Below are 21,685 nucleotides of genomic sequence, written 5' to 3' on the forward strand. Positions count from 1 at the left end.
GTCACGGGCCGCCGGTCAGGCCGACCGCTCGCGCCACCAGGCGTAGGTGGCGGCGATGCCGTCCTCCAGCGGGACGCTCGGCCGCCAGCCCAGGGCGGTCAGCCGCGAGACGTCCAGCAGCTTGCGCGGCGTGCCGTCCGGTTTGCCGGTGTCCCAGGCCAGGGTGCCGGTGAAGCCGGTCACCCGGGCGACGGTCTCGGCCAGTTCGCGGATCGTCAGGTCGGCGCCGCATCCCACGTTCACCGGTTCGTCGCCGTCGTAGCGGCGCAGCAGCACCTCACAGGCGGAGGCCAGGTCGTCGACATGCAGGAACTCGCGGCGCGGGGTGCCGCTGCCCCACAGCACGACCTGCGGCGCGCCGTCGCGGACCGCCTCGTGGAAACGGCGGATCAGCGCGGGCAGCACGTGGGAGCCGACCGGGTCGAAGTTGTCGCCGGGGCCGTAGAGGTTGGTCGGCATCGCGGAGACGTAGGAGGCGCCGTACTGCCGCCGGTAGGACTGGATCTGGACGATGCCGGCGATCTTGGCGATGGCGTAGGCCTCGTTGGTGGGTTCCAGCGGGCCGGTGAGCAGGGCGTCCTCGGTGATGGGCTGGTCGGCGAGCCGGGGGTAGATGCAGCTGGAGCCGAGCATCAGCAGCCGCCGCACGCCGGCCCGGTGGGCGCCGGAGATGACGCTGAGCTGGATGCGCAGGTTCTCCTCGATGAACTGCACCGGGTAGGTGGAGTTGGCCATGATGCCGCCGACCTTGGCGGCGGCCAGCACCACCGCGTCCGGGCGCCGGTCGGCGAGGAAGGCCGCGGTGGCCGCCTCGTCGCGCAGGTCGAGCTGGTCACGGGTGCGGGTCAGCACCTGGTAGCCGCGGGCCTCCAGCCGGCGCCGGACCGCGGAGCCGACCAGACCGCGGTGGCCGGCGACGAAGACCCGGGCGGGGGGAGGGAGGAGATCGTCCATGGTGCGGATTTTCGCAGTTCCGGACCCGATGGCGACAGAACTCCCGCAATCTGATCACATGTTCTTCATCATGTCGTAGGTATCCCGGGTCGCGGGCGGCCCGAAAGCAGCCCGCGCCACCCGAGCGGCCCCGGCCATGCCCGCACCGGGCACCACCCGTCGCCCCACCCGTCCGTCGCCCCGTCCACCTGTCGTCCCACGCACCCGTCGCCCCACCACCCGTCGTCCCACCCACCGTTCACCACCGCCCGGAACCGTCCGGGCAGAAGGGGGAAGTCGCCTTGCGCAAGACCGCACTCATCACCGGGGTCACCGGCCAGGACGGTTCGTACCTGGCGGAACTGCTGCTCGCCAAGGGCTACCAGGTGCACGGCCTGATACGCCGGTCCTCCAGCTTCAACACCGAGCGGATCGACCACATCTACCAGGACCCGCAGACCCCGGAACGCGACCTGGTGCTGCACCACGCCGACCTGTCCGACGGGGTGGCGCTGACCAGCCTGCTGCACCGGATCGCGCCCGACGAGGTCTACAACCTCGGCGCGCAGTCCCACGTCCGCGTCTCCTTCGACGCGCCGCTCTACACCGGCGACGTCACCGGCATGGGCGCCCTGCGGCTGCTGGAGGCCGTCCGGGCCAGCGGCATCGAGACCCGGATCTACCAGGCGTCCTCCTCCGAGATGTTCGGCGCCACCCCGCCGCCGCAGAACGAACGCACCCCCTTCCACCCGCGCAGCCCCTACGGGTGTGCCAAGGTCTTCGCGTACTGGACCACCGTCAACTACCGCGAGGCGTACGGCATGCACGCCACCAACGGCATCTTGTTCAACCACGAGTCCCCGCGCCGCGGCGAGACCTTCGTCACCCGCAAGATCACCCGCGCGGTGGCCCGCATCCAGGCCGGCCTCCAGCAGCACCTCTACCTGGGCAACCTCGACGCGGTCCGCGACTGGGGCTACGCGCCGGAGTACGTCGAGGCGATGTGGCGGATGCTCCAGCAGGACGAGCCGGACGACTACGTGGTGGCCACCGGACAGGCGCACTCGGTGCGGGAGTTCTGCCAGGAGGCGTTCGCGGCGGTCGGCATGGACTGGACCGACCACGTTCGCTACGACCCCAAGTACGACCGGCCCTCGGAGGTGGACGCGCTGATCGGGGACGCGTCGAAGGCGGAGCGGAAGCTGGGCTGGAAGCCGGCGGTGACCTTCCGGGAGCTGACCGCGATCATGGTCCGCGCCGACGTCGGCGCGCTGACCGCCCAACTGGCCGGCTCCGCGGTCCGGGTGGACCGGTGAGCGGCCCGCGCGAGGAGGCCGCGCGGGCGGCCGGCGGCACCGGCGGCGCCGCCGGGCCGGCCGGCGGCGTGCCGCGGGCCGCGGCCGCCCCGGTGCCGCGACAGCGCCGGGCCGGGGAACCGCGGCGGTCGCTGCGCGGCTTCACCGGCACCGGGTACGCCAAGGGGCGCGGTGTCGCCGGCCAGGCGCTGTGGTTCGCGGTACTCAACCTGGTGTTCACGAAATGGTGGTTCCCGCCCCGGCTGCGCCCGCCGCTGCTGCGGGCGTTCGGCGCCACGGTCGGCCGGCGGGTGCTGATCCGGCACCGGGTGCGGGTGCAGTGGCCGTGGAAGCTGACGGTCGGCGACGACGTGTGGATCGGCGAGGACGCCTGGCTGGTCAACCTGGAGCCCATCACCATCGGCTCCGACGTGTGCGTCTCGCAGGGCGCGCTGCTGTGCACCGGCAGCCACCAGCGGCGCAGCCCCACCTTCGAGTTCGACAACGCGCCCATCGTGCTGCGGCCGGGCAGCTGGGTGGCGGCGCGCGCGACGGTGCTGCGCGGGGTCACCGTCGGGGAGGGCGCGGTGGTCGGCGCCGGCGCGGTGGCGCACCGCGACCTGGCGCCCGGCGCGACCCTGCTGGCCGGCGGGAGCACCCGGTGACGCCGTCCCCGGCCGGCCGGGTGGTGCGGCACGTGGTGACCCTGGTCAGCGACGACGGCGCCTACGGCGGCCCGGTCAGCGTCGCCACCGGACAGCTGGCGGAGCTCACCGCCCGCGGCCACGACACCGCGCTGCTGTCGCTGTGGCGCGGCCAGGGGCCGCCGCCGGCCACCGCGGACGGCGTGCCGCTGCGGGCGTTCGCGGCGCGCACCCTGATCCCCGGGCGCGGCTTCCTCGGGCTGTTCAGCGCCCGGCTGGCGGTGGCGCTGTGGCGGGAGGCCGGCCGGGCGGACGTGCTCCAGGTGCACGCCGGCCGGGACCTGGTGTCGCTGGCGGCGCTGCTGGCGGCCCGGCTGCGCGGCACCCCGTACCTGGTGCAGACGCACGGCATGGTCCAGCCGCGCGGCGGCGCGGTGGCCCGGGCGTTCGACGCCGCGCTGGTGCCGCTGCTGCGCCGGGCGAGGGCCTGCCTGGTGCTGACGGCGGAGGAGGAGCAGGGGCTGGCCGCCGTACTGGGCGCCGGCCGGCCGCCGTTGCTGCGGCTGCCCAACGGGGTGCGGCGGGCGGTCCCCCCGGCCGGGGAACGCGATCCGGACCTGGTGCTGTACCTGGCCCGGCTGCACCCGCGCAAGCGCCCGGAGGCCTTCGTGGACGCCGCCGCCCTGCTGACCGCCCGCCGGCCCGCGACGCGGTTCGTGCTGCACGGCGCCGACGAGGGCTCACTGCCGGCGGTGCGCGACCGGATCGCGCGCGGCGGTCTGGCGGACCGGGTGCGCTACGGCGGACCGGTGGCCCACGACGCGGCGCTGGACCGGCTGGCCCGGGCCGCGGTCTACGTCCTGCCGAGCGTGCGGGAGCCGTTCCCGATGAGCGTGCTGGAGGCGCTGGCCGCGGGCACGCCCGTGGTACTCACCGACAGCTGCGGCATCGCCGGCACCCTGGCCGACTCCGGCGCCGCGCTCGTCACCGACGGCAGTCCGCAGGCACTGGCCGACGCGGTGGACCGGCTACTGGGCGACCCGGACCTGCGCGCCCGCACCGTCGCCGCCGGGCACCGGGCGGTCGAGACCGTCTTCTCCCTCACCGCGGTCGCCGACCGGCTGACGCAGGAGTACGAGGCGGCGTGCGGGGGGTGAGGGGGCGGGTGGAGGCGCCGACCGCGTTACGGGGCTGGTCGTTGACGGTGGGCGCGTCGTTGACGGGGCGTGCCTGCCCGGCGGGCCGGTCGGCGTACGGGACGGCACGTCGGCCGGGGAAGGGAAGCCGGGGGCGGGAGCCGGGAGTGCCGCCAACCGCCCTACCGGGGCCGGGAGTTGCCGCTGCGGACCGCCGGCCGGCGCACGGGACGGGACGGCACGTCGGCCGGGGAGGGAAGCCGGGGGCGGGGACCGGGAGTGGCCGCCAACCACCTAACCGGGGGCGGCAGTTGCCGCTACGGACCGCCGGCTGGCGTACGGGACGGCACGTCGGCCGGGGAGGCGGCGAGACGCCAACCGCCGCACCGGGGGCGGAACGTGACCCCGCCGCGCCGCCAGGCCGGCCGGACGCACGAACCGGCCCGCCGACCGCATCGGGCGCCGGCCCGACGCCAACCGCCCCCCGCAGAAGGCGGGTTACCGCCCTGCCCTCTCCCCCGCCGTCGCCGAGCGGGCGAGCGCTTCGTCGATGAGGGCGTCGATACGGGCCAGGCCGGCCTCCTGGCTGAGGTGGGCGTCGACGTAGGCGGGGCCGTGCGCGCCGAGCCGGGCGGCGGCGGCCGGGTCGTCGGCCAGGCCGCGCGCGGCGGCCAGCAGGGCGGCCGGGTCCTCCGGCGGCACCAGCACACCCGCGCCGGAGCGCAGCACCTCCTCGGCGGTGCCGCCCCGGGAGGCGACCGAGCCGATGACGGGCCGGCCGGCGGCGAAGTACGAGGTGAGCTTGGAGGGGATGCTCATGTCCAGCACCGAGGCGCGCTGGGTGACCGCCAGCATGTCGGCGGCGGCCAGCACGTCGGGGAAGGCGGCGTCGTCGACCGGGTCCACGAAGTCCAGCTGCCGCACGCCGGCGCCCGCCCGTTCCAGGGCGGCGCGCTGGTTGCCGTCGCCGAGCAGCACCACGCGCAGCCGGTCGCCGGCGCCGGCCGCCAGCCGGGCGGTCTCCACCATCACCTCCAGGCCCTGCTTGAGGCCCATGTTGCCGGAGTGCAGCAGGATGATCTCGTCGTCGCGCCAGCCCATGGCGGCCCGGGTGCGCGCCCGGTCGCCCGAAGGCCGGGCGATGTGGCTCCAGTTGGGCACCACCCGGATGCGGTCCGGCGCCACGCCGGTGGCGGCGACCCGGTCGCGGAAGGTCTCGTGGACCACGCCGACCAGGGTCGCGCCGCGCAGCACCCGGCCCTCGACCCCGCCGGCCAGTCCGGCGACCCGGCCGCCGCCGGCGATGCCGCTCTGCGCGGCGGCGGCGCCCATCAGGTCCTGGACGACGACCACGTGCGGTATCCCGGCGCGGCGGGCCAGCCGGGCGCCGATGAGGCCGCCGGCCAGCCCCGGCATCTGGCTGAGCACCAGGTCGAACGGGCCGCGGGGGGCGGTCAGTTGCCCGTGGGCGAGGAAGCTGGCCTCGTACAGGGCCCGGCGTACCGCCGTCTGCCGGGCGGGTACCGTGTGACGGCGGCGGTGCACGGTGACGCCGCCGCGCTGCTCGGTGCGCCGCCAGGCGCCCCGGTAGCCGGGGTCGGTGCGCCAGGCCGGGTAGTGCGGCATGCCGGCCAGCACCTCGACACGGTCGCCGGCCGCCGCCCGGTGCTCGGCGATGCCGGTGGAGTAGGGGCCGATCCCCGAGTGCTCCGGTGCGTAGTTGGTCGACACCACGAGCAGCTGACGTGACACGTGAAGGTCCCCCCTCGAAATGTTCTCGGTTCGATCACATGTTTCCAGGTAACGGGGCATACTGAGGCTACTTTTCCTCATCGGGATGTTTGGCACAGGTGGGAGGCGGCAATTGGGCGGGGGGCCGGCCGGGGGCGGGGAGAAGCCGCGCGGTGTCGCGGCGCTGGTGATCTGGGTTCTCCTGCTCGGACTCGTGGGTCCGGCGCTGGTGCTCTCGTCGCTGACGCCGCGTTTCCAGCCCGCGCTGGCGGTGCAGGCGGTGGTGATAGCCCACACCGCGATCGGTCTGGCGCGGGTGCTGACGGACCGCACGGTGCGGGTGGTGGCGCTGGGGTTCTGGCTGTTCAGCTACATCTGGCTGGGCCTGGCCCCGCTGGCGATGCTGGTCAGCGGCTCCTACCCGTGGGAGTACCGCACGACCGGGCACGTGGCGTTCGTCTCCTGCGTCATCATGGAGGCCGGGCTGCTGGCCTACTCGGCCGGCTCCGCGCTGGGCCACCGGTTCGTACGGGCCGGCCGGCCGGGTCCGCCGCCGCTGGAACGGCTGCTGGGCCGGCGGGTCGCACCGGTGCGGGTGCTGCTGCTGTGCGGGGCGTCGCTGGCCATCGCGGCCTACCTGGTGCCCAAGCAGGGCGGCGTCGGGGCGTTCTTCACCAGCCGCCAGGCGCTGAGCACCGCGGACGGCAGCGGTGGTGACGGTTCGAAGGCGGGCGCGGCACTGGCGGCCTGGGGCCTTTCGGTGCCCGCGTTCTGGGCGCTGCTCGGCCTGGTCCAGCTGCCCCGGCTGCGGCACGGCGACCGGCTGCTGAAGGGGCTGCGGTGGATGGCGATCGCGGCGATGACCACGTTGAACGTGGTGGTCAACAACCCCATCAGCAACCCGCGGTTCTGGGCCGGGACCGTGCTGCTGACGCTGGCCTTCGCACATCCGGCGCTGCGCCGGCCGAAGGGGTTCCGGATCGCGGCGGCGGCCATCCTGGCGGTGGTCCTGGTGGTCTTCCCCTACAGCGACTACTTCCGGTACACCCACCGCGAGCAGATCCATGTGGTGTCGCTGTCGCAGCAGTTCACCACCAACGGCGACTACGACGCGTACCAGCAGATCGAGACCGGGCTGGCGTTCCAGCAGAAGGTGGGGTTCCAGCCGCAGCGGCTGCTGGGGCCGCCGCTGTTCTGGCTGCCGCGGGCGGTGTGGCCGGGCAAGCCGCAGGACACCGGGATCGACATCGCCAAGTTCGCCGGTTACAACTTCACCAACCTCTCCTCCCCGTTGTGGATCGAGAGTTACCTGTGGGCCGGCCTGCCCGCGGTGGCGCTGGTGTTCCTGGCGCTGGGCGCGGTGGGCCGCCGGATCGACGCGGCCCGGCACCGGCTGCGCGGCCGCTCCGGCACCCTGGCCGCCCTGCTGGTGCCGGCCTTCGGCTTCTACCAGTTGATCCTGCTGCGCGGCAGCCTGCTGGCGGCGACCGCGCCGCTGGCGCTGCTGGTGGTCGTCCCGCTGCTGATCTCCCGGCGGGCCGCCCCGGCCGCCCCGCCGCCGCCCGCCGACGATCCGTCCGTCCCCGCGTCTTCCGCTCCGAGAAGGGCTCTCGTGTGACCGTCTCCTCCATATCCGACGAGCTCCCGCGAGACGAACCCGACCAGGTGCGCGACCAGCTGCGGCAGTTGTTCCGGCACCGGCTGGTGATCGCTACCGCCGTGGTGCTGGGGCTGTGCGGCGGCGCGCTGCTGGCCGCCACCGGCAGCGGGACCTACGAGGCGGACGGCTCCGTACTGGTGCGCGACGTCACCTCCTCGGCCTTCGACTCGCAGGTGGGCGTCGACAACCAGATCAACATGCAGACCGAGATCCAGGTCGCCTCCAGCCCGCTGGTGACCGACCGGGCCGCCACCGCGCTGGGCGAGGCGGGGCTGACCGGCGCGGACCTCAAGCACGGTCTGCTGGTCAGCGTCTCGCCGGACTCGCAGGTGCTGGACTTCGCCTACACCGGCGCCGGCGCGGCGGAGACGGCCCGGCGGACCAACGCGCTGATGACCGCCTACCTCGCGCAGCGGCACGCGACCGCGACGACGTCGCTGGCGCGGACCACCGGCACGTTGCAGGCGCAGCTGAAGTCGCTCAACTCCCGCTACGACTCGGCCGGTCCCACGGTGCGCGAGGCGATCGCCGGGCAGATCAGCGCGGTGCAGAGCAAGCTGACCGACTACGAGACGGTGGACACCACCCCCGGCACGGTGCTGTCGAAGGCGGTGACGCCGGCGTCGCCGGCCGGGGCGGGCGCCGGGCTGACGCTGGCGGTGGGCGGCGTGGTGGGCCTGGCCCTGGGCCTGCTGCTGGCCTGGCTGACGTCGGTGCTGGAGTCCGGCGTGCGCGACGAGGCGGACGTACGGCGGCACCTGGACGCACCGGTGCTGGCGACGCTGCCGCGGCGGCGCGGGGCGCGGCGCGGGCAGGGTCCGGTGCTGGCGGTCGGGTCGCGGTCGTCACGCACCGGCGAGGTGTACCGGGCGCTGGCGCTGCGGGTGGCGCTGACGGTGGATCCGGACGCAGGGGACGGCGGGCGGCGGGTGCTGCTGGTCGTCGAGCCGCAGTCGGCGGGCCACGCGGCGGAGGTCGCCGCCAACCTGGCGTCGGCGTTCGCCGAGAGCGGCGAGGACGTGCTGCTGATCGAGGCGGACCTGCGCGAGCCGCAGCTGTCGGTGCGGCTGGCGCGGCAGTTGAGCGGCGACGGGGTGGACGCGCAGGGCCGGCCGCGGCCGCCGCTGCGGGTCAACGCCGGCCAGCCGGGCGCGTTCTTCCTGGTGCCGGGGCGTCCGACCCGGGCGATCGGCCCGGCGCTGGCGGAGATCGAGGCGAACGCGATGGCGCACCGGGCGGGCCGCACCATCGTGGTGTACGCGCCGGCCGTGCTGGAGTACCCGGACGCGCTGGCGGTGGCCCGCTGGGCGGACGGGATCATCGTGGTGTGCCCGGACGGCGGGCTGCCGCGCGGTGAACTCGGCCGGGTGGCGGACTTCTTCGAGCCGACCGGCACGCCGGTGGTCGGCGCGGTGCTGCGGCGCACCGGCGGCCAGGCGGCCCAGCTGCTGCGCCGGGCGCTGCCGGGCGGGCGGGAGCCGGGCGGCGGGCCGCGGACGGATCCGCCGGCCGGCGGCCGGGCGGCCGGGACGGCGGCGGGGGGCTGGTCGGGCGGATCCGCCGGGGCGAGCGGCGAGTGGTCGGCGTCGCGGACGCTGACGCCGCAGCGGCTCCCGCTGGAGCGGACCGGGGAATGACGGCGCCGGGTACCGCGGCCACCGGTCGGCGGACCGTGCCGGACGGCTCGACCGCGCGGACGGCACGCGGCAGCTGGATCGGCCTGCTGGGCTCGGCGGTGAACGCGGTGGCCGGCTTCGCGCTGGTCACCGTGGTCACGCACGGGCTCGGTGCCGCGGCGGCCGGTTCGGTCTTCACCGGGGTCGCGGTCTTCACCATCGCCAGCAACGCCCTGAAGCTGGGCGCCGACACCGGTCTGGTGCGGTTCGTGGCGATGGACCGCACGGCTACCGGCGGGCGGCGCACCGGGGTGCTGCTGCGGGCGGCGGCCTGGCCGGCGCTGGTGGCCGCTTCGGCGGCGATGGTGGCGCTGCTGGTGCTGCCGTCGGCGGCGCGGGCCCTGCTGCCGGGGCTGCCGGGCCACGAGGCGGTGCTGGTGCTGCGGATGTTCGCGGTGTTCCTGCCGCTGACCACGGTGACGCTGGTGGCGCTGGGCGCGGCGCGCGGCTACGGCACGGTGCTGCCGTTCGTCGGCACCGAGCAGATCGGCAAGCCGCTGCTGCGGGTGGTGCTGGCGGTGCCGCTGGTGGTGTGGGCGCCGTCGGTGCTGAGCCTGTCGGCGGCGTGGCTGCTGCCGTCGCTGGCGGGGGCGGTGATCGCGTGGGTGTCGCTGCGGCGGCTGCGGCGCGGTGACGCGCCGCGGGTGGCGGACCGGGCCGGTGAGCGGGCCCTGGTGCGCGAGTTCTGGTCGTTCTCCGGGCCGCGGGCGATCTCGTCGGTGTTCGACATCACGGCGGTGTGGATCGGGGTGGTGCTGCTGTCGCTGCTGGCCGGCAGCCGCGACGCCGGTGTCTACACGGCCGTCTCCCGGCTGATCACCGCGGGCACGCTGTTGCAGCTGGCGGTGCGGCTGGCGGTGGCGCCGCAGATCAGCGGGCTGCTGGGCAGTGGGCGCACCGGTGAGGCGCGGGGGCTGCACCGGTTGTCGACGCGGTGGATCACGTTGTTCTCGCTGCCGTTGTTCGTGCTGATGGCGGTCTTCCCGCGCACGGTGATGTCGCTGTTCGGCGGTGGTTTCCCGGCGGGGGCGGCGGCGCTGGTGGTGCTGTGCGGTGCCAACGCGGTCAACGTCATGGTGGGCAACGCCCAGACGGTGATCCTGATGGCCGGGCGCAGTTCGTGGAACCTGGCGGTGGCGGGGCTGGCGTTCGCGGTCCAGGTCGGGTGCGGGCTGGTGCTGATCCCGTCGGCGGGGGTGCTGGGCGCGGCCGTCTCGTGGGGGCTGGCGATCGTGGTGGACAACCTGGCGTCGGCGCTGCTGGTCCGCTACCGGCTGGGCTTTCGCACCGTGGACCGCGGCTACGCCGGCGCGGTGGCGGCCGGTGTGCTGCCCGCGGCGGTGCTGGGGCTGGCGGCGCGCGGCTGGCTGGGCGACAGCGTCCCCGGGGTGGCGCTGGGCTGCGTGGCGGCCGCGGTGGTCTACGCGGCGGTGCTGTGGCGGTTCCGCGCCGCGCTGGGGGTGAACGATTTCGTGGGTACGGTGGGTCGGCGCGGCTGACGTCCGCGGCGGCCGGACCCGGCGCCGGTCCGCCGGTCGACGGGCGGGCGGCCGGGCGGTGTCGGGGCCGGCGGGGTTCCACCGGTGACGTTCGGGCGGCGGCGTTCAGGCGTGGTCGAGGCAGTCGGTGAAGGCCGTGCCGGGGCCGGCCATGGCGGACTGGGAGGCGGTGGCGAAGTGGCACATGTCGTAGCGGGCCACGGTGCGGCCGGGCGCGGACTGCGGGGTGCGGTAGGTGTGGGTGCCGGTGAGCTGGCAGGAGTCGTAGCGCACCAGCGGCCCGCGCGGTCCGACGTCGTAGCGGTGGGCGGTCAGCGCGGTGGAGAACGGCTTGAAGGCGAGGGCGGTGTCGTCGCAGTCGTTGAACCGGATCGTGCCGCCGGACCAGTGGCTGTCGATGACCAGGACGTCGGGGTTGCGCAGTTCGAAGCGGATGTCCTCGGCGTGGAAGCGCTGCACGGACGCGGCGTGGGTGGCCCGCGGGAAGCGGAAGAACGTGCTGGTGGTGCCGTACTCGGGGTCGGAGTGCGGGCGGGTGCCGGTGACGATGTAGGACCCGCCGCGGCAGGTGACGGACCCGCCGTAGGGGAACTCCAGGAAGTTGCCCCACGCGTACTCGACCTTCATGTCGGTGAACCAGTAGTTGAGGAACTGGTCCTGCGCGGCCGGGTCCTTCGACCGCTGCGACAGGCCGCAGTACAAGAACGCCTTGCGGTAGGAGCCGCCGACCCGGCAGGCCTCCCAGCGCATCTCGGAGTTGGTGTCGCTGCCGTCCAGGGCGAGGCCGTAGGTCCACTCCCCCAGCCACTCGCAGTCGCTGAAGCGGTAGTCCTGCGCGTTGCCGGTGGAGTAGGAGTAGAAGAACGACGCGCCGGGGGTGGCGCTGGTGAACGTCATCCCCTCGAAGCTCAGGTTGGCCCAGGTGTCGTTGTTGGAGCACAGGTAGGCGTCCGCGCCGGAGGGGCGGAAGACGATCTCGGTGATGCGCTTTCCGGCGCCGCGCAGCCGCAGGCCGTTGGCCGGGTCGCCGGGGGTGTCGCCGTTGAGCAGCGCGCCGGGCCCGGTGACGAGGTACCGGCCGGGCGGCACGTCGATGACGGTGCGGCCGGTGTGGTCGGCGACCCGGGCGCGGGCGTGGGCGTAGGCGCGGGCGAAGGCGGCGCTGTCGTCGGTGCGGCCGTCGCCCTTGGCGCCGAAGTCGGCGACCACGCTGACCACCCCGCCGGCGGTGCCGGGTTCCTTCGCGTCGGAGGTGCCCGGGCGCCCGGCGGCGGTATCACGTGCGGTGTCATGTGCGGAAGAGGTGCAGGCGGCGAGCGAGGCGGCGCCGGCCGCGGCGACGCTGCCGAACACCACGGCCCGCCGGGTCGATCGCCGCTCCCGGCCCGAAGTCGCCTGGTCCGCGCCGTCGTTCATGTCCAGCACACCTGTCCCCGTCACGTTGTCAACCACTGTTGCCTGTCGCATCGTAGGCGGAGTTGTGGCGAAAGTGTGCGCGGATGAGCGAGGATCACCTTGGGGAGCCTGAGGGGGTTCATATGAGTGGCGGATTCGGCACCGCGTTGCGGAGCCTGCGTACGGCGCAGAAGAGCGCCAAAGGTGTGTCGTACTACTCACGATGGGTCAACCGGCCGGCCGGCCGGGTCTTCGCGGCGGCCGGCCACGTCCTGGGCATGACGCCGAACGCGGTGACGGCGGTCAGCGCGCTGGTGACCGGCTGCGGCATCGCGCTGATCGCGCTGGTGCGGCCGTCGTGGCCGCTGGCGGTCGGCGTGGTGGCGCTGCTGGTGACCGGGTTCGCGCTGGACTCGGCGGACGGCCAGCTGGCCCGGCTGCGCGGCGGGGGGAGCCGGGCCGGGGAGTGGCTGGACCACGTGGTCGACTGCGTCAAGCTGCTGACCCTGCATCTGGCGGTGCTGATCGCGATGTACCGCTTCCTGCGCCCGCTGGCCACCGGCTGGCTGGCGCTGCCGCTGCTGTTCCAGGTGACGGCGGTGACCACGTTCTTCGGCGGCATCCTCACCGAGCAGCTCAAGCGGTCCGCGGCCGGCCGCGGCGCCCCGGCGCCGGCCGCCTCGGCCCTGCGGTCGCTGCTGCTGCTGCCGGCCGACTACGGCGTCTTCTGCCTGCTCTTCCTGAGCTACGGCGCCGGGCGCGCGGTCTTCCTGCCGGTGTACGGCGTGCTGCTGGCGGCGAACGTGCTGCTGATGGCGGCGCTGCTGGTGAAGTGGTTCCGCGAACTGTCCGCTCCGGCGGCGCGGCCGGCCACCGCCGCGGCGCCCGGTGATCCGGCGGGGCCGGCAGCGTCGCCGGCCGCGCTGTCCTAGATGTCCACGACGTCAGGTCTGACAAGGACCTTGGGGGGATCATGTCAGAGCAGAAGAACGAGTTCCTCGTGGGCTACGCGCCCGGGGTGTACGACCTGTTCCACGTCGGTCATCTCAACATACTGCGGCACGCCCGCAGCCGGTGCGACTACCTGATCGCCGGGGTGGTCTCCGACGAGATGTCCGCGCTGGCCAAGGGACGGCGGCCGGTGGTGCCGCTGACCGAACGGCTGGAGATCGTCCGCTCGATCCGCTGGGTGGACGAGGCGGTGCCCGAGACGGTGCCGAGCAAGCTGGAGATGTGGCGGCGGCACCCGTTCGACGTCATCTTCAAGGGCGACGACTGGCGTGGCACCGACAAGGGTGCCCGGCTGGAGCGGGACTTCGCCACGGTCGGCGTCGGCGTCGTCTACTTCCCGTACACCGTGCACACCTCCAGCACCCTGCTGCGCCGCGCGCTGGACGGGCGGATCGGGGCGGCGACGGAGCCGGCCTGACCCGGCCCGGGGCGCGGCGGACGGGCCGCGCCCCGGACCGGAGCCGCCCTACGCGGTCGCGCCCACGTAGAGCGCGACCGCGTCGCCGGAGCCGACGGTGGCGCTGAAGGTGCCGTCGGAGCCGACGGTGTAGGTGGTGCCGGTGCAGCCGCCGCCCGCCTTGGGGGCGCCGTGCTGGACGTCGCAGTAGGTGCCGGCCGGCAGCGAGGTCTGGAAGGTCTCGGTGATCGCGCCGGACTCGTGGTTGATGGCCACGTAGCCCTTGCTGCCGCGGCCGAAGGCGATGGCGTTGCTGCCGTCGGTCCACCAGTTGGTCACCGCGGTGCCGGCCACCGCGTTGTGGAAGGCGACCATGTCGATGATCTGCGGCCAGGCGTGCTGGCACTTCCAGCCGTCGGCGTAGCAGGCGTTGACGGTGCCGTTGTTCGGCGGGCCGGCGTCGTTGTCGGTGAACTCGTAGCCGGAGTAGACGTTGGGCGAGCCGTAGGGCCAGGCCAGCATGAAGACGTTGGCGAGGGTGTAGTCGGCGCCGGACTTGTAGCTGAGCGTGGAGCCGTCGCGCTCGGTGTCCCAGTCGTCGACGAAGGCCACCGCGTCGGAGCTGGGCAGGTAGCCCCACGCCTCGCCGAAGTTGCTCAGCGACGACAGCTGCCCGCCGCCTTCGAACATCCGCTTCAGGTCGCGGCCGTAGCGGAACTCGTCGACGTCGCCGGTGCCTTCGTACTCGGTGGGCTGGACCGCCTCGCCGGCGCCGTAGATGACCTCCTGCGCCCAGAAGATGTTCGGGTTGGTCAGCTTGGCCTTGATGGCGGCCAGGTCGGTGTCGGCGATGTGCTTGGCGGCGTCGATGCGGAAGCCGTCGGTGCCGAGCGCGATCAGGTGGTTGAGGTAGCCGGCGATGGTGGAGCGCACGTAGTCGCTGCCGGTGTCGAGGTCCGCGAGGCTGTTGAGCTCGCAGGTCTGGACGTTGTCGCGGTTGGTGTAGTCGGTGATCGGCTGGCGGCAGGTGTGGAAGTCCTGGTCCTGGTACGTGCCGGGGTAGTTGTACTTGGTGTAGACCGTGCCGCCGGTCCCGGTGCCGGAGCCGTCCGTCATGTGGTTGATGACGGCGTCGGCGATGACCTTGACGCCGGCGCTGTGGCAGGCGTTGACCATGTTCTGGTACGCCGCCTCGTCGCCGAGCCGGCCGGCGATCTTGTAGCTGACCGGCTGGTACGAGGTCCACCACTGCGAGCCCTGGATCTGCTCGGCGGCCGGGGAGACCTCGACGTAGCCGTAGCCGCCCGGGCCGAGCGTGCTGGCGCACTCCTTGGCGACCGAGGCGTAGCTCCACTGGAAGAGCGTCGCGGTCACGTCCTTCGTGCCGGGCGGGGCGGCCTGCGCGGTCTGCGGCGCCGCGGCGGTGAGGCCGAACGCGGCCAGCGCGGTGGCGAGCACCCCGCCGGCGATCCGGATTGCTGCCGTTCGCATCCTGCGGCTCCTTCGGCCCACGGGCCGTGTCGCCCGGGTCCGCTGTCGGGGGCGACCGCGGGGCGGCCGCCGTGGGGGGACGGCGGACCGCGTGCACGACCCACCGCGGCGAGCTTCTCGCTATCACCATGTACGCGTCAAGAATGCGTCAGCGCGGACGCCGTTACGGAGGCGGGTACGCGGTGGGGGCGGCGGGGGCAGGAGGCGGGTACGCGGTGAGGGCGGCCGCCTTCGGGCAGCGGGGGCGGGCGGCCGGGCGCGGTCGATCGGAGGCGGTCGGCCGCCTTCGGGCAGCCGGGGGCGGGCGGCCGGGCGGCGTCAGCCGGCGACCCGGTTCTGGTGGACGCGCAGCCGGGCCGTCGCCAGGTCCAGCAGCGGCGTGCCGACGCCGAAGTGCCGGGCGCGGGCGGTGAGATCGGCCAGCACGTGCTCGACCTCGGTGGGCAGGCCCTGGACGAGGTCGCGGTACATGGACGGTGCGAAGGGCGAGCCCTCGGTGGTGGCCGTGGCGAGGACGCCGTCGCGCTCGGCGGCCGGGAGCGGGAAGCCCGCGGCGGCGGACACCGCGGCGGCCTCGCCGAGGACGGCAGTGGCGAACGCCGGTCCGCCCGGGACCGCGGCCACCTCGCCGACCGTGCCGGACAGCAGGCAGGTGACGGCGGTCAACGTCGCGATGAAGACCCACTTGTGCCACATCGCCGCGAGGATGTCCGGCGGGGTGGCGAAGTCGTAGCCGGCCCCGCCCAGCACCGCGGCGACCGCGCGCAGGCGCGGGGTGTCGCGGCCGTCCTGCTCGCCGACGGCCATCCCCGCCGACCGGGCCAGCCGGACGATCTCACCGTCCGGGCCGAGCTTGGCGACCACCTTGACCACGCCGCCCAGCACCGCCGCCGCCCCGAACCGCCCGTTGAGGACGTCGAGATGGGCCATCCCGTTGAGGAACGGCACGATCACGGTGTCCGGGCCGACGGCCGGCGCCAGGTCCTCCAGCGCGGGACGCAGACCGGCGGCCTTCACCGACAGCAGCACGATGCCGTACGGACCGGACAGCGCGTCGGCGGTGACGACGCGCGGGGTCACGGTCTCCGGCTCGCCGGCGCCGGTGAGCCGCAGGCCGTTCTCGCGCACCTGGGCGGCCCGGCGCGGGCGCAGCAGGAAGGTGACGTCGCGGCCGGCCGCGTGCAGCCGGGCGCCGAAGTAGCCGCCGGTCGCGCCGGCGCCGACCACCAGGACCCGCGTCACCGCCGGACCTGCCCGCGCGCCTCGGTGAGCGGCCCCGCGCCGGGACGGGCGGGCCGCCCCGGCCGGGGAGCCGTCGCTGTCGTGACGAGTGGGGGCATGGCGGGCCGTCCTTCCGGAACGCGATGGGGGCGGATGGGTCCTGTGGTCAACCGCCGTTGACCGGCGCGGCGATGGCGCGGGGCTCGGCCGAACGCCAGGGGCGCAGCCAGTGGATCTCCTCACGCGGAACCGGTCGCGCGCAGTGCCCGCAGTACTCGCCGGCGGTCAGTTCGCGCCCGCAGACCGCGTGCAGCACCCGCATGGCTTCGGCGGGCCGGCCGGGCGCGGTGTGCCGGCCGCCCCAGACCGCGAGCGCGTCGAGCACCGGCAGCAGGTCGGCGCCGGCCGGGGTGAGCCGGTACTCGTGCCGGGTTCGGCCGCCCTCGCGGTACGGGACCTTGGTCAGCAGCCCGCCGTCGACCAGGCGCCCGAGCCGGTTCGACAGGATGTTGTCGGCGATGCCGAGCCCGGCGCGGAAGGCGTCGAAACGGGTCACGCCCACCATGGCGTCGCGCAGGATCAGCAACGTCCACCGGTCGCCGACCACCTCGGCGGCCCGCCCGATGGGGCACGGCACGGCGGCACGTTCCGCGGCACGACCGCTCACGGTTTCCTCCGCGGGGCAGGGAGACGACAGGGGCTGGCTTTCCAATGACAAGCCTAACATCGCACGGGACGGTCGGCGGGTGAGGGAGGCCGATGTGTGGCACCGGTGCGCCGACCGCGGCGGTGGCAGGTGGGTCGGGGGTCGCTCCGGACGGGTGGGCTTCTGCGGCGGGCAGGCGGCCGGTGCGCCGGTGCGGATACGGATGCGGCGCCGGTGCGCGCCGATCGCCGCGCCGGCAGGGCGGGTTGGCGTCCCGCACCCGGTGGGCTCCGCGGCGGGCGGTCCGCCGGCACGGAGCGGGTTCCCGCCAACGGTCGTTTCGCCACGGCGAGTTGGCGTCCCGCACCCGGCGGACTCCACGGCAGCCGGTACGGCACCGGATACGGCACCGGTGCGCGCCAACAACCTTCCCGACAGGGCAGGTTGGCGTCCCGCACCCGGTGGGCTCCGCGGCGGGCGGGCCGCCGGTACGGAGCCGGATACGGGTACGGCACCGGTGCGCGCCAACGGTCGTTTCGCCACGGCGAGTTGGCGTCCCGCACCCGGCGGGCTCCGCGGCGGGCAGTCCGCCGGCACGGCACCGGATACGGCACCGGTGCCCGCCAACCGCCGACCCCCGGCAGGGCGGGTTGGCGTCCCGCACCCGGCGGGCTGCACGGCGGGCGGTCCGCCGGTACGGAGCCGGATACGGCACCGGTGCGCGCCAACAGCCGTTCCGACACGGCGAGTTGGCGTCCCACACCCAGCGGGCTCCACGGCGGCCGGTCCGCCGGCACGGCACCGGATACGACACCGGTGCACGCCAACCGCCGACCCGGCAGGGCGGGTTGGCGTCCCGCACCCGGCGGGCTCCGCGGCGGCCGGTCCGCCGGCACGGCACCGGTCCGCGCCAACAACCGTCCCGACACGGCGAGTTGGCGTCCCGCACCCGGTGGGCTCCACGGCGGTCCGCCGGTACGACACCGGCGCACGCCAACAACCCTCCCGCCACGGCGAGTTGGCGTCCCGCACCCGACCGCCGCCGGATCAGCCCACCCGGCCCCAGCGGGCCGCGGCGGCGCGCAGCGGGCGGGTGCGGCCGCCGTCCGGGACCGTCCACAGGGCCTGGCCGCGCAGGCCCCAGCCGGTGAGCAGCGCGTTGGCGGCCAGGAAGCCGGTGGTGGCGGCGCGTTCCATCAGGGCGACGGGCAGGTCGACGCGGACCAGGTCGCCGGCGACCACCACCGACGGGTCGCCGGTGCGCACGGTGGGGCGGTCGGCGTGGGTGCCGGGGGCGAACAGCGGGCAGTCGTCGTGCCAGGCGTGCCGCGCGTCGAGCACCCGGGCGGTGCGGGTCTCGGGGTAGACGTCGTGCAGCGCCTCGGTCAGCTTCCGCTGCCAGGCGGCCCGGTCGGCGCCGGACGGCACGGCGTACGCGTGCAGCTCGACGACGGAGCCCCCGGTGGCGGCGCGGCGGCGGGCGGCCTCGCCCTCGTACCGTTCCGGCACGCTGACGTTGTCCAGCGGGCCGTAGCCGCTGGTGCCGAGGAACGCCGGGCGGTGCGGCGCGACCGGGCGGTCCAGCCACAGCCGGGAGACCAGGAACGGCGGGGCGGTCCGCAGCCGCGCCACCCGGGAGCGCCAGCCGGCGTCGCACAGCGCCGGCGAGTCGCCGGCCAGCCGCCGCAGCCCGGCGGTGTCCAGGGCCAGCACCACCGCCTCGTAGTCGCGCTCGCGCCCGTCCGCGACCACCGCGACGCCGGGCCGGCCGACGGACACCACCCGGGCGACCGGCGTGCCGGTGCGCAGTTCGACGCCGTGTCCCCGCAGGTAGCCGGCCAGCGGCTCCCACAGCGCCTGGGGGAACGGCTCGTCGGGCACGTCGAAGAGCAGGCCCTCGGACGAGCCGAGGAAGTAGACGTGGAACATCAGCGCCATCTCGGCGGCCGACAGCCGGGCCGGGTCGGCGAAGAAGCTGCGGGAGAACACCTCGAACGCCAGGTGGTGCGCCGCCGGCGGGAAGCGGATGCGGGCCAGCAGATCGCGGGCGCTGACCGCGTCGAGCCGCTCGTAGACGCCGGGCACCGCCACGTCGAGCAGCGGCAGGGCGGCGGCGACGTCGATCCGCGCGAGGTCCCGCCAGGTGAACGTCGGGCTCAGGGCGGCGAACCCCAGCGCGCTCCACGGCGGCGTGCGCGGCACCCGGGCGAAGCTGTCGCGGTGGCCGTCGCGGTGCCACAGCGGGTAGTCGGGCAGGCCGGTGAGCATGCCCAGGCCGGGATCGGCCCGGCGCAACAGCCCGCGCAGGTTGTAGTACTGACGGAAGAACGCGTGGAAGCCGCGGGTCATCGTGGCCCCGGTCCCGTCGGAGAGCCGGACCGCCTCCCCGCGCAGCCGTCCGCCGAGCTGTTCCTCGCGTTCGTAGAGCGTGACACGCACGCCGCGTTCGGCCAGGCCGGTCGCCGCGGCCAGCCCCGCGATACCGCCGCCGATCACCGCGACCCGCGGCGGCGTCCCGTGCGCGCGGTCCCGGCCGGCCGGCGCGGGCAGCATCCGCGCCCGCCGGTCCCGCCCCCGCCGCGGAACGGCCGACCGGCTCACAGCTGCTCACCGGAGCGGGAGCGGGGAGCGGGCTGCGGCGCGGGGCCGGGCTGCGAGGGGTCGCCGGAACGCGGGGGGAGGCCGGACCGCTCGGGCGGGACGGACCGCGGGGGCGGCGGCGTATCGCGGGAAGGGGCTGCGGGGGCCGGGGCGGGCCGGCGTCCCGGTGCGGCGTCCGGCGTACGCAACGCCCGCCCCGGCGCCACGCCCGCAGTGCCGGACGCCCGCCCCGGCGCCACGCCCGACGCCCCCGGCGCAGTCGGCGCACCCCCCGGTGCCACGCCCACCACCGTGTGGACGATGCCGGTCTGCCAGCCGGGCATCGGCAGCACGCGGACGCCGGTGAACCCGGCGCGGCGCAGCCGGGCAGCCAGGGCGGGGGCACGGTCGAAGCGCAGGACGCCGGTGTACAGGTGCCGGTAGAGGGCGCCGTCGCCGGTCAGGCGGCCGGCGGGCAGCACGATCCCGCGGCACACCGCCGTCCACAGCGCGCGGGCGGCGGCGCCGTCGGCCAGCGTGTACTCGTGCACCGCGAGCCGGCCGCCGGGGACCAGCAGGCGGCGGACGGCGGCCAGCACGCGGTCCGGGTCGCCGGCGTTGCGCAGCAGGTAGGCGGCCAGGACCGCGTCGTACGGGCCGGTGACGCCGGCGGCGGGCAGCTCGCCGGCGGCGGCGCGGACGAAGGTGACATGGTCGGGCCAGGACTTGGCGGCCGCCCGTTCCAGCATGCCGGGCGAGGCGTCGACCGCGGTGATCCGGGCGAGCGGCGCGGCGGCCAGCAGGGCGGCGGTGGACGATCCGGTGCCGCATCCCAGGTCCAGCACCCGGCTGCCGGCGCCGGCGGCCGGCAGTCCGAGGCGGCGGGCCGAGCGGCGCAGGGCGGAGTGGTAGCCGGGGTGGGCGGCGGTCAGCAGGTCGTAGGCGCGCGAGGCGCGGTCGAACGCGGCGGTCAGCTCGGCGTCGCGCAGGGTGGTCACGGGGCTCCTCGGGCAACGGGCGGCCAGGCGGCGGGGGGCGGGCTGCGGCGGCGGACGAAGGGGAGTTCGGCGGCGGTACGCAGCATGGGCAGGACGGGGGTGCGCAGTCCGACCATCAGATCGGCGGCCGGGGAGGCGGTGCCGTCGAGGAAGCCGAGCAGCCGGGCGGCGGGCACCGAGCGCCACAGCCGGGTCAGCAGCTGCGGGCCGTCGACGCGGCCGGTGTCCAGCGCGCGCAGCAGCACGGCGTCCATGGCCCGGGCGCGCGGCCGGTGCGCGGCGGGCGGCACCGGGACCCGGCCGCGTTCCAGCGCGTCGGCCACCGCAGCGGTCTGGCGGCGGGTGCCGGCGAAGGTGTAGCCGGTGGCGGGGCGGGTGGCGCCGCCGGCCGTGCCGACCCGGAAGACGGACCGGCCGGCGCGGCGCGGGAAACGGGCGTCGGTCATCGGGATCGCGCCGTGTTCCGCGGCGGTGACCTGCCAGTCCGTCAGGCCGAGCACCCCGGTGGCGTACTGGCGCAGCATCGCGTCGTAGGCGGCCGCGGCGGGCGGGGTGCGGCGGAACTCGGTGTACTCCACGAGCGCGTCGCGCGGACCGATCGGCAGGACGTAGCCGAAGGACAGGCCCTGCGCGGGCTGCGGGGTGCGGAAGTCCATCAGGTCGGCGACGGCGGGGTCGAAGGCGGCGTGTCCGGTGCGCAGGTACCAGCCGCTGAAGACCTGCCACCACGTGGTGCGGGCCGGCGGCAGCGGGTGCGGCGGGCGGGAGTCGAAGACCCAGCGGCCGGTCCACGCGCGCTCCCGGCCGTCGGCGCCGGTGCCGCGCGCCTCGGCGCCGCCGGGCACGTCCCGTACCGTACGGACGGTCGCCTCGGCCCGGGTCCAGCCGGGCAGGCCCTCGGTGCGGTGGGCGACGAGGCGTTCGAGGTCGACGGAGCGCAGCATCTTGTAGCGGTAGGGGGCGGTGGCCACCTCGACGGGGCGGCCGTCGGGGCCGTGGACGCGCAGCCGGTCCCAGGACGCGGTGAGCACGGCGTCGTACTCGCCGCCGGGCGCCTCCCAGTAGCACCACGTGCGCTCCGGTGGCCGCAGCCGTCCGGCGGGGGCGTCGAGCAGCAGAACGCGCGCCGCCTCACGCGGGTGGCGTGCCGCCATCCGGTGGGCGAGGGACAGTCCCGCGGCGCCCATTCCCACGACCACGACGTCCGCGTCCCGCACCCCGCCTCCCTTCCCGCCTCGCTGCCGCCGCGTGACGGCTCGCAACCCCACCCGGAGTCGGCCGGCCGACTCCGGGCGCGACACAACGTAACAGATCGGATGATCAGTCATGTTCTGTTGTAAAAGGTGTCATGGGACGAAGGCGCCGCAGGGCG

General features: G+C 75.4%; 16 protein-coding genes and 1 pseudogene. 8 read left to right on the plus strand and 9 right to left on the minus strand.

Features of this window, described 5'->3' with window-relative positions; translation table 11 throughout:
- Positions 1–15: 15 nt before the first annotated feature.
- The gene (locus POF43_RS17065; protein WP_271315806.1) at positions 16–954 is read right to left on the minus strand and encodes a GDP-L-fucose synthase family protein; all 939 of its coding nucleotides are present in this window, start codon (positions 952–954) and stop codon (positions 16–18) included.
- 281 nt (positions 955–1,235) lie between these two features.
- Here POF43_RS17065 and gmd point away from each other — a divergent pair, with 281 nt between their 5' ends.
- The 3 genes from gmd (at position 1,236) to POF43_RS17080 (ending at position 4,029) form a co-directional block, all read left to right on the plus strand.
- A complete protein-coding gene (gmd, locus tag POF43_RS17070) occupies positions 1,236–2,249 on the plus strand; it encodes a GDP-mannose 4,6-dehydratase (RefSeq protein ID WP_271315807.1) in 1,014 nt (337 codons plus the stop codon).
- Between the two features lie 92 nt (positions 2,250–2,341).
- A complete protein-coding gene (locus tag POF43_RS17075) occupies positions 2,342–2,893 on the plus strand; it encodes an LbetaH domain-containing protein (protein WP_271323575.1) in 552 nt (183 codons plus the stop codon).
- A complete protein-coding gene (locus POF43_RS17080) occupies positions 2,890–4,029 on the plus strand; it encodes a glycosyltransferase (protein WP_282704623.1) in 1,140 nt (379 codons plus the stop codon). The genes POF43_RS17075 and POF43_RS17080 overlap by 4 nt, the downstream gene beginning before the upstream one ends.
- Before the next feature lie 477 nt (positions 4,030–4,506).
- Here POF43_RS17080 and POF43_RS17085 read toward each other — a convergent pair whose 3' ends face one another.
- On the minus strand, positions 4,507–5,760 hold the full coding sequence (locus POF43_RS17085) for a glycosyltransferase (protein WP_271318687.1): 1,254 nt from the start codon (positions 5,758–5,760) through the stop codon (positions 4,507–4,509).
- A 166-nt stretch (positions 5,761–5,926) separates the two neighbouring features.
- Here POF43_RS17085 and POF43_RS17090 point away from each other — a divergent pair, with 166 nt between their 5' ends.
- Genes POF43_RS17090 through POF43_RS17100 form a run of 3 tightly spaced genes read left to right on the plus strand, consistent with a single transcriptional unit; the run spans position 5,927 to position 10,574 of the window.
- A complete protein-coding gene (locus POF43_RS17090; RefSeq protein ID WP_282704624.1) occupies positions 5,927–7,357 on the plus strand; it encodes a hypothetical protein in 1,431 nt (476 codons plus the stop codon).
- On the plus strand, positions 7,354–9,036 hold the full coding sequence (locus tag POF43_RS17095; protein ID WP_282704625.1) for a hypothetical protein: 1,683 nt from the start codon (positions 7,354–7,356) through the stop codon (positions 9,034–9,036). Before POF43_RS17090 ends, POF43_RS17095 begins: the two co-directional genes overlap by 4 nt.
- On the plus strand, positions 9,033–10,574 hold the full coding sequence (locus tag POF43_RS17100) for an oligosaccharide flippase family protein (RefSeq protein ID WP_271314623.1): 1,542 nt from the start codon (positions 9,033–9,035) through the stop codon (positions 10,572–10,574). The genes POF43_RS17095 and POF43_RS17100 overlap by 4 nt, the downstream gene beginning before the upstream one ends.
- Before the next feature lie 105 nt (positions 10,575–10,679).
- On the opposite strand, the gene POF43_RS17105 is transcribed toward POF43_RS17100, so the two are convergent.
- A complete protein-coding gene (locus POF43_RS17105) occupies positions 10,680–11,990 on the minus strand; it encodes a glycosyl hydrolase family 28-related protein (RefSeq protein WP_271324856.1) in 1,311 nt (436 codons plus the stop codon).
- A gap of 122 nt (positions 11,991–12,112) precedes the next feature.
- On the opposite strand from POF43_RS17105, the gene POF43_RS17110 reads away from it, so the two are divergent.
- A complete protein-coding gene (locus tag POF43_RS17110; RefSeq protein WP_271314625.1) occupies positions 12,113–12,901 on the plus strand; it encodes a CDP-alcohol phosphatidyltransferase family protein in 789 nt (262 codons plus the stop codon).
- A 41-nt stretch (positions 12,902–12,942) separates the two neighbouring features.
- Entirely contained in the window at positions 12,943–13,398 is a 456-nt protein-coding gene (locus POF43_RS17115) for an FAD synthase family protein (protein WP_271314626.1), read from the plus strand.
- Positions 13,399–13,446: 48 nt separating this feature from the next.
- Here the strand turns inward: POF43_RS17115 and POF43_RS17120 are convergent, their stop codons facing one another.
- The 6 genes and pseudogenes from POF43_RS17120 to POF43_RS17145 form a co-directional block, all read right to left on the minus strand.
- Positions 13,447–14,868: an alpha-amylase gene (locus POF43_RS17120; protein ID WP_271314627.1), complete on the minus strand. Its 1,422-nt coding sequence runs from the start codon at positions 14,866–14,868 to the stop codon at positions 13,447–13,449.
- 318 nt (positions 14,869–15,186) lie between these two features.
- Positions 15,187–16,110: a ketopantoate reductase family protein gene (locus POF43_RS17125; RefSeq protein WP_271325259.1), complete on the minus strand. Its 924-nt coding sequence runs from the start codon at positions 16,108–16,110 to the stop codon at positions 15,187–15,189.
- Between the two features lie 145 nt (positions 16,111–16,255).
- Positions 16,256–16,726, minus strand: a complete 471-nt coding sequence (locus tag POF43_RS17130) for a winged helix-turn-helix transcriptional regulator (RefSeq protein WP_282704626.1) — start codon at positions 16,724–16,726, stop codon at positions 16,256–16,258.
- Between the two features lie 1,056 nt (positions 16,727–17,782).
- Positions 17,783–19,288: an FAD-dependent oxidoreductase gene (locus POF43_RS17135; RefSeq protein WP_271325261.1), complete on the minus strand. Its 1,506-nt coding sequence runs from the start codon at positions 19,286–19,288 to the stop codon at positions 17,783–17,785.
- Positions 19,289–19,599: 311 nt separating this feature from the next.
- Positions 19,600–20,313: pseudogene (locus POF43_RS17140) on the minus strand (class I SAM-dependent methyltransferase); the annotation flags it as partial.
- On the minus strand, positions 20,310–21,530 hold the full coding sequence (locus POF43_RS17145; RefSeq protein ID WP_282704627.1) for a lycopene cyclase family protein: 1,221 nt from the start codon (positions 21,528–21,530) through the stop codon (positions 20,310–20,312). The pseudogene POF43_RS17140 and the gene POF43_RS17145, both read right to left, overlap by 4 nt.
- Positions 21,531–21,685 lie beyond the last annotated feature (155 nt).

This window comes from Streptantibioticus silvisoli, assembly GCF_027947535.2.
Lineage (GTDB): Bacteria > Actinomycetota > Actinomycetes > Streptomycetales > Streptomycetaceae > Streptantibioticus_C > Streptantibioticus_C silvisoli.